The 11,201-nt window shown below is 29.6% G+C and carries 7 protein-coding genes; all 7 read left to right on the forward strand.

The window, feature by feature from the left end:
* Window positions 1-387: alpha/beta hydrolase fold domain-containing protein (locus tag BR82_RS0113245; protein ID WP_027090577.1), on the forward strand; the 387-nt coding region annotated here is incomplete at its 5' end.
* Window positions 388-429: 42 nt separating this feature from the next.
* Window positions 430-1,125, forward strand: a complete 696-nt coding sequence (locus BR82_RS0113250; protein ID WP_027090578.1) for a flavodoxin family protein — start codon at window positions 430-432, stop codon at window positions 1,123-1,125.
* A 653-nt stretch (window positions 1,126-1,778) separates the two neighbouring features.
* On the forward strand, window positions 1,779-3,290 hold the full coding sequence (locus BR82_RS0113255) for a Y-family DNA polymerase (protein WP_027090579.1): 1,512 nt from the start codon (window positions 1,779-1,781) through the stop codon (window positions 3,288-3,290).
* Window positions 3,287-3,709, forward strand: a complete 423-nt coding sequence (locus tag BR82_RS0113260) for a hypothetical protein (protein WP_027090580.1) — start codon at window positions 3,287-3,289, stop codon at window positions 3,707-3,709. Before BR82_RS0113255 ends, BR82_RS0113260 begins: the two co-directional genes overlap by 4 nt.
* A 287-nt stretch (window positions 3,710-3,996) precedes the next feature.
* Window positions 3,997-5,364, forward strand: a complete 1,368-nt coding sequence (locus BR82_RS0113265; protein WP_027090581.1) for a sodium-dependent transporter — start codon at window positions 3,997-3,999, stop codon at window positions 5,362-5,364.
* 122 nt (window positions 5,365-5,486) lie between these two features.
* A complete protein-coding gene (locus tag BR82_RS0113270; RefSeq protein WP_027090582.1) occupies window positions 5,487-6,242 on the forward strand; it encodes a prepilin peptidase in 756 nt (251 codons plus the stop codon).
* A 428-nt stretch (window positions 6,243-6,670) separates the two neighbouring features.
* On the forward strand, window positions 6,671-11,201 hold a 4,531-nt coding region (locus BR82_RS0113275; RefSeq protein WP_027090583.1), incomplete at its 3' end, for an alpha-N-acetylglucosaminidase TIM-barrel domain-containing protein.

Here is an 11,201-nt window from a genome sequence, read left to right on the forward strand (position 1 = left end):
ATAATAAAACCATATTATCAAATGCTTATTTATCCTGTATTAGATAAAAGAATGATGACATTATCTATGAATAAATATACTGATACGCCGATGTGGAATGCAAAATTAAATAAAAAAATGTGGACATATTATTTAGGCAATAGGGAATATATTTCTCCTAATGAAAGACAAGACTTAAGTGAAATTCCACCTACATATATTGAAGTAGCAGAATTTGATTGTTTGCATGATGAGGGAATAGAATTTGCTAATAAATTATTAAATAGTGGAGTTGATGTATCATTATATGAAACTGAAAAAACAATGCATGGATATGATATACAAAAATGTGATATAACGAATACAGCGATAAGGAAAAGAATAGAAATATTAAATTCAATGGGATAAAATAATTTAGTGATAAATTAGAATTTAGGAGTGTGGAGAATTATGAGAATATTAGTAATTATGGGAACATCTCACAATGGAAATACAAGAGCAATAACGGATTTATTTTTGAATGAATTTAAAGGGAAGAATAATGAATTTGATGAGGTAATTCTTCCAAATGATTTTCAAAAATTTTGTTATGGTTGTGCAAATTGCATATTAAAAGGCGAAGAAAAATGCCCGCATTTCAATTTGGTAAATCCTATTATTGAGAAAATAGAAAAAGCAGACTTAATTATAATTGCTACACCTGTATATGCTATGTCTTGCTCTAGTGGATTAAAAGCATTATTAGACCATCTTGCTTACCTATGGTTAGTTCACAGACCCAAAGAAAGTATGTTTAATAAAGTAGGATTAATTGTAACATCAGCAGGAGGTTCTGGTGTGAAAGATACAGTTAAATTGGTAAAGAATAATTTGTTTTATTGGGGAATACCAAAAATTTATAGCTATGGTGTTACTACGATGAAAATGAGTGGTAATTACATAGATTATAAACATAAAGATAAAATAAAAAAACAAGTAAAAAGTAAAGCAAATCAAATTAAGAAAAGCTTAAATAATAGAAAAGTAGGATTAAAAACAAAATTATTTTTCAAAATATTTGGAATGACACAAAAGAATGGATGGAATAAAACTGATGCAGATTATTGGAAAAATAAAGGATGGCTTAATGGAAGGAAACCATTTTAAGAATGGTATAAATTCCAGTTTGTAGGAATATGTCATTTCTTGTTAGATAAAATAGTTTGTTTACATATTATTAAAACTTGAAATAATAATGAAAATGTAATCATGTATTTTATTTAGGGTAATGCTAATTAGGTATAATTATGCATCAAACTTAGTATATTCACGAAAAAATCAATTATTTTTGTTTTAATAAATATAAAAGATCTGGAATTAATCAATAAAAAGTTCTAGGTCTTTTTATTTGAATTTAAGCTAATGAGTTTATTTTAAAATTTTGTGGTAATAATAAAAATATTAATGGATTTTGATTATGAATTTTTAGTTAATAACGACATAGAAATTCTTTTTTAGCTATGAAATTAAATAATAAAGATGATGTTGCTCTTATTAATAAATATTGTGATCAGGAAGATGATAAATCAGGCAACATAATTTAATTATGCTTATTACTATACAAAAGATAATAAAAAATAAGTTTTCTTTAATTAATCGGGAATTAAAAAAATCTAATTTTGTTAGATATCATCAGTAAAGTATATCGTGATGATATATTTAAAGAATATAGATTTGAGTAAAAAAATATGTAATTTTTAATAATGAAAAGATTATTGATTATTGTTAAAATATAAATATATTAAGGAAGGAGAATATAAATGATGGATGATCGTATTTATATTGCAATTGATTTAAAATCATTTTATGCATCGGTTGAATGTGTTGAACGTCACTTAAATCCTTTAACAACAAATCTTGTCGTCGCTGATGCTAGTCGAACAGAAAAAACGATTTGTCTTGCTGTTTCTCCTTCATTAAAAGCTTATGGTATTCCAGGGCGTGCTAGACTTTTTGAAGTCATTCAAAAAGTTAAAGAAGTTAATTATCAAAGACAAAGAAAAGTTAAAAGAAAACTAACTGTTAAATCATTTGATGATGAAAAATTAAAACAAGATCCTAATCTTTTAGTATCCTTTATAGCAGCAGTGCCAAGAATGGCATATTACATTGAGTATAGTACCAAAATTTATGATGTTTATTTAAAATATATTGCTCCAGAAGATATTCATGTTTATTCCATTGATGAAGTTTTTATCGATGCAACAAGTTATTTAAAGACATATAAAATGACAGCCCATGAATTAGCAAAAACGATCATCAAAGATGTTTTGATAACAACGGGTATTACTGCTACTGCCGGTATAGGAACTAATATGTATTTATGCAAAGTGGCTATGGACATTGTAGCTAAACATACGATGCCTGATAAAGATGGGGTAAGAATTGCTGAACTTGATGAGATGTCTTATCGAAAGTTATTATGGAATCATCGACCAATTACTGATTTTTGGCGAATTGGTAAGGGGTATGCAGCTAGGTTAGAAAAAGAACAATTATATACTATGGGAGATATTGCAAGGTGTTCATTAGGTGATGAAAAAGATTATTATAATGAAGAATTATTGTATAAAATGTTTGGTATCAATGCTGAATTACTAATTGATCATGCTTGGGGTTATGAACCATGTACTATCAAAGATGTTAAAGCCTATAAACCGCAAGATAAAAGTATTGGCTCTGGGCAGGTCTTACATGAACCATATACTTATGATAGGGCAAGAATCGTCGTTAAAGAAATGATTGATTTGCTAGCTTTAGATCTAGTAGATAAAAATTTGGTTACCGATCAAATTGTTTTAACTGTTGGTTATGATATTAAAAATCTTACAAAAAAGTCATATCGTGGTGAAATTGGGACTGATCGTTATGGTCGGAAATTACCTAAACATGGACATGGAACTGCTAATTTAAAGTTTCCAACCTCATCGACAAAGTTAATAACAGAAGCTGTTTTAAAGTTGTATGATCGTATTATTGATAGTAGTTTACTTATAAGAAGAATAAATATTTCAGCAAATCATCTTGTTGATAGTAAATCTATAGAAAATAAAGAATTTCATGAACAGTTAGATATTTTTTCATATTCGGATATTAACAAAGAAAAAATGGAAAAAGAAAAAGCAAAACTTGAAGAAGAACAGCAATTGCAAAAAGCTATTATAAAAATCAAAAAAAAATTTGGTAAAAATAGTGTTTTAAAAGGAATGGACCTAGAAGAAGATGCAACAACTATAGATAGAAATAAGCAAATAGGAGGACATAAAGCATGATAAAAAACAAAGATTATAGTGATATTATCGATCTTCCTCATCATGTATCAAAAATTCATCCAAAAATGACAATGAACGAGCGAGCTGCTCAATTTTCACCTTTTGCAGCTTTAACAGGACATAGTGAAGCAGTAAAAGAAACTGCTAGACTTGTTGGTCAGAAATTAGATTTAGATGAAAGCCAAATAGTTATTATTAATAATCAGCTAAACTATATCAAAGAATATATTGAAGAACGTCCAGAAATAACTATTACTTATTTTCAACAGGATCATAAAAAAACTGGTGGTGCTTATATAACTGAGTGTAATAAAGTTATAAAAATTGATGATTATAAGCGATTACTTATCTTAGAAAATGATATAAAGATTTTATTTGAAGATATTTATAGTATTGATGACATTAGAACTAAGGATTAAGAAGTATATTTTTTATTAATTTTAAATTAATGGATCTAAGATGAATGCTCAAATTTTGTATAGCAAGGATACTTAGATTTAGTATCCTTAAATTTTTGTAATCAATAATACATGATTTTGATAAAAATAATTTAGTATAATTTATTATGAAATGGAATTATTGATATTGCTTAAATAAAAGTTAATTTAGATAAAATGTGCTTATTTTGATACATTTTTTTCTTATTGATTGACGGTAGTAATAATATCCTTTACAATAAAGTTACCAATTAAGAAGGAGACAATTGATGAAAAGAGAAAAATTATCTTCACGTTTAGGATTTATTTTATTATCCGCAGGATGTGCAATTGGTTTAGGAAATATTTGGCGGTTTCCATATATGGTGGGTAAATATGGTGGAGGAGCATTCGTATTAGTTTATTTGTTCTTTTTAATTATTTTAGGCCTGCCAATTATTGTTATGGAATATTCAGTTGGTCGGGGATCTCAAAAAAGCATTGCCCAAAGTTTTCACGTGTTAGAGAAAAAGGGACAGAAATGGCATTTGTTTTCATATGTTGCCATGGCTGGAAATTATTTATTAGTAATGTTTTATACGACTATTGCAGGGTGGATGCTAGCTTATTTTGTAAAAATGTTAAAGGGAGATTTTATCGGCTTATCACCAGATCAAGTAGGTAATGTTTTTACGAGTTTACAGGCAGATCCTGTTGCTAGTGTTTTTTGGATGATATTGATCGTTATTATTGGCTGCGGGATTTGTGCTGTTGGGTTACAGCGCGGTGTTGAAAAAGTAACTAAGGTAATGATGGGATTATTGCTAGGGGTAATGGTTTTATTAGTAATAAAATCATTAAGTTTAGATAATGCTATGAAAGGTGTTGAGTTTTATTTAATCCCAGATTTTAATATTTTAAAAGAAAATGGAATCTTTAATGCTATTTATGGAGCTATGGGTCAAGCATTTTTTACTTTGAGTATCGGTATGGGTGGTATGGCTATTTTTGGTAGTTATATTGATAAGAAACATTCATTGACTGGTGAAGGTTTAAGGGTGTTGATATTAGATACTTTTGTAGCAGTTATGGCAGGATTGATCATATTTCCGGCATGTATGTCATTTAATGTTGATGCTGGTAGTGGACCCGGTTTAGTGTTTGTTACATTACCAAATATTTTTAATGCAATGGATGGTGGACAAATTTGGGGAACATTATTTTTTGTTTTTATGAATTTTGCAGCATTATCAACAATCATTGCTGTTTTTGAAAATATTGTTTCTTTTACGATCGATCTATTTCAATGGTCAAGAAAAAAGAGTGTTATTTTAAATTTTGTTATTATCGTTATTGGTAGTATTCCTTGTGCCATTGGATTTAGTATTTTATCTGGATTTCAGCCTTTAGGAGCTGGAAGTGCGGTGCTGGATCTATTAGATTTTTTAGTTTCTAATGTAATTATGCCACTAGGATCATTAGTATTTTTATTCTTTTGTACACGAAAATCAGGTTGGGGATGGAAGAATTTTATAACTGAAGCTAATGCAGGTGAAGGTTTAAGCTTTCCTGAAAGAGCTAGATTTTATGTTAGCTGGATTTTACCATTGATCGTGATTTTTATATTTTTATTTGGATTATGGGAAAAATTATTGTAAATGATAGTAATTTAAAATGTGATATTTTAAATTACTATTTTTTATTGGAAATTTAGAAGTAATTAAAAAAATTATGGAGTAAATAATAATAAGTTAATAATTTTAAAGGGAGGAAAAAAGTCTTGAAATTAATTTATTTTTATTTATTTATTGTAGGAAGTTGTGTAGCTAGTTTTGCAAATGCTGTGATTTATCGCTTGCCTAAAAATATTTCAATCTTAAAAGGAAGAAGTTTTTGTGAAAAGTGTCATCATACTCTTCATTGGTATGATTTATTGCCATTGATTAGTTATCTTTTTTTGAAAGGAAGATGTCGTTATTGCAATGAACGGATATCTGTAAATCATTTTTTATTTGAATGTTTAGGAGGCTTATTATTGATTTTATGTTTTCAACAGTTAAAATTAACAGCAGAAATGATAATTGTGTTTTTTATTATAATGGTACTAGTTGTAATTGCAGTTATTGATCAGCAAACAATGAATATTTATTTATCCACAATTTTATTTTTATTTATATTAGTAATTGTTTATCAGTTGATCATGCAAATGAATCCTAGTGATCTTTTAGCAGGAATGTTATGTATAAGCATACCGATGATTGTGATTAATTTAATTATTCCTACTAGTTTTGGCTTTGGAGATATTCAGTTAGTAACTGTTTCAGGAATGCTTTTAGGCTGGAAAGGTAATATTTTTGCTGTTTTTATTGCATTTATTATTGGGGGAATATATGCTGGATATCTATTATTTAGAGGTAAAGTGAAAATAAGCGAGCATATTGCTTTTGGGTTATTTCTTGTAATGGGAATTATAATTGTACTGTTGTATAAAACAGAGTTAGTAAATTGGTATTTATTTAGTTTTTATAAAATATAGATTCATGTTTAAACAAGTATGAATTCATGTGTATTATTTTGCTATAATTTGTATTATTTTACTATTATTTTGCGGTATAATATAAATATAAATTACAAATTTACTATTAAATTAAAATTCTATAATTAGAAAAAGATAATCATACTATTTATAATAATTATTTTAAGTTGTATACATGATTGTAAAAATAATAAATATAATATTTCAATAGCATATTTTCATATCTATATGTAGTAGTTACTAATTACATTGTTATAATAAATTTTAGTAGACTTTATATATAATTTATAATCGATAATAAAAATTTTGTGTTTTAAAGTAGTAATATTACGTGGATTTATTATGCCTAAATAAAAAAACAGGAAGGAGGTTTTAATTATTATTTTTTGGCATTTTAGATAGATAACATGATATGAAAGGAGAAGATTATGAAAAAAATAAGAATTAAATTAAAATGTATCGGATTATATTTTTTGAGTTTTTTACTTGCTCTTAGCTGCTGTTTAAAAATGGGTACGAATGTCTTTGCTGAAGAGTTAGTAAATGTAGCAAAATATGGTGCAGCATATGCTGATTCAGAAAATAATCCAGCAAGTTTTTTAAATGACGGGAATACTAGCAATCTTTGGATTGCTGCTAGTTCATCATGTCCAGCTAGTGCCGGTATTAAATTAGATGGAATTTATGATGTTAACAGTGTTAAAATTTATTTTGAAAAGCAAAGAGATGTTAATCAAAAAATTCGTTTTACGCTTTCTTATTTAGATAATATTACAAAAGAATATATAGAATTTTATGAAGGATTAAATCTAAATGAAAAAACAAATACCTATGATACAGAATTTGTTTTTGATATACCAGTAAAAACAGATGATATCAAAGTAACGATTACAGAAAGACTTGAAGGGACAACTATTTGGCCTGCTGTTTCTGAAATTGAAATATATGCAGTAGATAATGTAGGAAATCATGAAAATGAAATTTCCAATGTTGCATTAAATAAGCCGGTTGAAGTAAGTAATGGCACTAATGGAGCGGTTATAACAGATGGTGCTACAGGTGCTTTTTGGGATGGTGGCGCAGCACCAGCAGAATTTATTATTGATTTAGGAACAGGACACTTTATTTCTAGATTTAAAGCTTTAACATATTATGGTGATAATAGATACTATCATTATGAAATTTATGGTAGTTTGGATGGATTAAATTATGAACTATTAGCTAAAAAGGATAATAATAACATAGCTAGTAGTAGTGGTGAAACTTATGAGTTGAATGAAATAGCAAATATTCGTTATATTCAGGTTATAATGACATATAATTCCGCAAATCCTTCTGTCCATATGAAAGAATTTGAAGCTTGGGGTTATCCTGATCCAGATTATAAAGAACCAGAACCAGCTACTTCTGATACTAAGTATCCAGATAATATTGCTTATGGAAAGCCAGCAAGATGTCATGTTTCAAATGAGGGAATAGAAAGAGTGACAGATGGTTCTGATGCGACTTATTATGTTGGGGAATTTTATCCAGCGGCAATTGATATTGATTTGATGGAAGAATATGATTTAAATAAATTAATTCTTAATTTTCCTGTAAAAGAAGATAGGTATTATTACTATACAATATATGGAAGTAATGATTATTCTGTTTTTGATGAACTCTACCAAAAAAGAGATAAAACATCAACAACATTAGATGGCGATATTATTGATTTATCAACTATAGAAGGTTTAAAAAATAAATCATATCGCTTTATTCGATTATATCTTGAGTATTGTAATGATGGTGGTAGTGCTCGCGTTAGTGAAATCAGGGCTTTTGGAACCCCAACTGGAGAGAATACCGGAGAGTTGCGAACAGGATCAATTGAGGATATTTTAGAAATTAAACCATTTAATGAAACAGAATACGCGGCATTGATTACTGAAGATGAAACGATTGAAAATGTATATGGTATCATAGATCGTACAGTGGGTAGCCAATATCGGGACTGGTTTAGTTTTGAATTAGTAGATAATTTAGAAAATGAAGATGATTTTTATGAATTAACGATGAAAGATGGTAAAGTTCATATAAGTGGTAATGAAGGTGTAATGCTTTCAGCAGGGTTAAATTATTATTATAAAAATTATTGTAATATAAATGTTTCTGAGCAAACGATTCAAAATAAGATGCCTGAATCAATTGTAGCGGTCATACCAACGCGAAGAACAACACCTTATAAAGTTCGTTATGCATTTAATTATTGCACAATGGATTATACATTTGCATTTTTTGGAGCAGAAGACTTTCAAAAAGAATATGACTGGTTAGCGTTAAATGGTGTTAATGTGGTACTTGATCTAGCTGGTCAAGAAGCTGTATGGATCAACTTTTTAATGAATTATAATTATTCTTTTGACGAAGCAAAAGACTGGTTAGCAGGACCTTCTTATTATGCTTGGCAGTTTATGGATAATCTTGAGATATTTGGTGGTCCAGTATCCGATCGCTGGGTAAAGGGACGATTAGAGATGGCTCGAGAAAATCAGCGCTGGAAACGTTCTTTAGGAATCGATACTGTTTTGCAGGGATATGCAGGAATGATACCTACAGATTTTGCAAATCATCAGCCAGATGTTGAAATTTTGAAACAAGGAGGCTGGTGTGGCTTAAATCGTCCTGATATGATTCGTACTGATGGTGCGCTTTATGATGAATATGCTGCAACTTTCTACAAAGCACAAGAATGGGCTTTTGGTGAAACTAGTAATTATTATGCTGCTGATCCATTCCATGAAGGTGGTATTCGTCCAAGTGATTTATCTGATACAACGATTGCTTCAGAAGTACTTGACTCATTGTTGGAATATGATAAAGATGCAGTATGGATGGTACAAGCCTGGTGGAGTAATCCAACAAATGATTTATTAAATGGAATGGGTGAATATCGTCAAGATCATGTGATGATTCTTGATTTGACAGGATTAGAAGCACCTAAATGGGATAAAACAAGTTATGGCAGTACCAAGTTAGATGCCCCAGAATTTAATGGTACAGACTGGGTATGGTGTATGTTAGAAAATTATGGCGGTAATCCATCTATGGATGGACAGCTAGCTAAAATGGCCAAAGATATTCCAAATGCTTATAAACAGGCAGAGCATATGAAAGGAATTGGTATTATTGCTGAAGCCCAATATGATAATCCAGTTATTTATGATTTAATTTGGGATATGGCTTGGGAAAGCGAACCAATTGATATTGATAGCTGGTTAGACGATTATGTAGTTAGACGATACGGTAGTGAAAGTCCAAGTGCTAGAAAAGCCTGGGATCTATTAGAAGAATCAGTATATCGAAGAAGTGGGAATACTACATATACATTGGCACGATTACCAGAAAATGTAGGCACACAATCTGTTGGTTATAATACTGAAAAACTTGAGCGGGCTTTAATGCTTTTATTAGAAGATTTTGATATTTTAAGTTCAAGTGAAGCATATTTGTATGATTTGACAGAAATAATGAGGCAATGTGTAAATAATTATGCAGTTGCTCAGTACAATAATGTTATTGCAGCATTTAATGAAAAAGACTTAGAAAAATTTAGGATTGAAAAAGAAAAGTTTTTAAATGCTTTTGATATATGTGATGCAGTAGAAAGTACTCAGGTAGACCAGTTAGTTGGAGAGTGGATCGGAAAAGCAGAAGACTGGGCTGAAAATGATGATGATTTTTCTAAAAATGTTTTACCAATGAATGCTAAGGCATTAATAACTACTTGGGCTGGTGCAGCTAGTGCAAGTGCACTACCAGATTATGCATATCGTAATTACCAAGGAATGATGATAGATGTATATAAAGCAAGATGGCAAATGTTTTTAGATAAAGAAGAACAATATTTGATTGATAACACACCTGTAGATCGACTAAATCAATCACAATATTTCCATTTCTATTGGGAATGGGTGATGAATACACCTGAATATACAAGAGAAGCAAATGATGCTCCACAACAAATCTATGAAGTGGCTCAAAAAGTATTGAACGATTGTTCAGTGATTATTGAACGCCCTGAAAATGTCGGAAATATCGCACTTGATAAGAAAACATGGGCAAATGAAGAAAGAAATTCACCAGGATCAAATGGCGGTTATGCTTCTTATGCAAATGATGGAAATCCTGATACATATTGGGATGGTGGTGAATGGGAAACAAATGATCCATGGATCATCATAGATTTGGAGAAATCTTATATAATTAAAGAAATCAATATTTTACCATATGTTGCTAATCGATATTATTTATATGATCTTTATATTAGTAATGATGGTGAAAATTGGATTCAAATTGAACATAAAACAGATCAAACAATTGGAACAAATGAGGGTGATACTTACACATATGATGACGGTTTACAAGCTCGTTATTTAAAATTAAGCGGTAAATATAATTCAGCAAATGAATCGTTCCATATTAAGGAAATAAGAGTTTATGGTGATGAGGTAGAAATAAACAAAACAGCATTACAAATAGCTGTCGATACCGCAAATACTTTAAAAACTCAAAATGCATTAGATAATGTCATACCAGCTGTAGCAGCTGAATTTGAAGCTGCTTTACAAGAAGCAACAAATGTTTTAGTGGATACTGGTGCTGACCAAACTAAAGTTGATAGTGCCTTCTATCGTTTGGCTAATGCAATTCATATGTTAGACTTTGTAAAAGGTGATAAGAGTGCCTTAGAAGCCTTACTAGAAAAAGCAAATGGTTATGAAGAAGAAAACTATACAACTGATTCATGGGCAGCATTGCAAGAAGCAATCGAAGCAGCAACTGAAGTCATGAATGATGAAAATGCATTAGAAAGTGATGTAACAGAAGCGTTAAATAACTTAACTAATGCTATTGGAAACTTAGTCTTAAGAGCTGATAAGACAAGATTACAAGAAGCATATGACATGGTAAATGGCT

The sequence above is a fragment of the Thomasclavelia saccharogumia DSM 17460 genome (assembly GCF_000686665.1).
Lineage (GTDB): Bacteria > Bacillota_I > Bacilli_A > Erysipelotrichales > Coprobacillaceae > Thomasclavelia > Thomasclavelia saccharogumia.

Coding starts and splice junctions, on each gene's coding strand:
- BR82_RS0113250 (WP_027090578.1), top strand. CDS start 430: ATGAGAATATTAGTAATTATGGGAACATCTCACAATGGAAATACAAGA.
- BR82_RS0113255 (WP_027090579.1), top strand. CDS start 1,779: ATGATGGATGATCGTATTTATATTGCAATTGATTTAAAATCATTTTAT.
- BR82_RS0113260 (WP_027090580.1), top strand. CDS start 3,287: ATGATAAAAAACAAAGATTATAGTGATATTATCGATCTTCCTCATCAT.
- BR82_RS0113265 (WP_027090581.1), top strand. CDS start 3,997: ATGAAAAGAGAAAAATTATCTTCACGTTTAGGATTTATTTTATTATCC.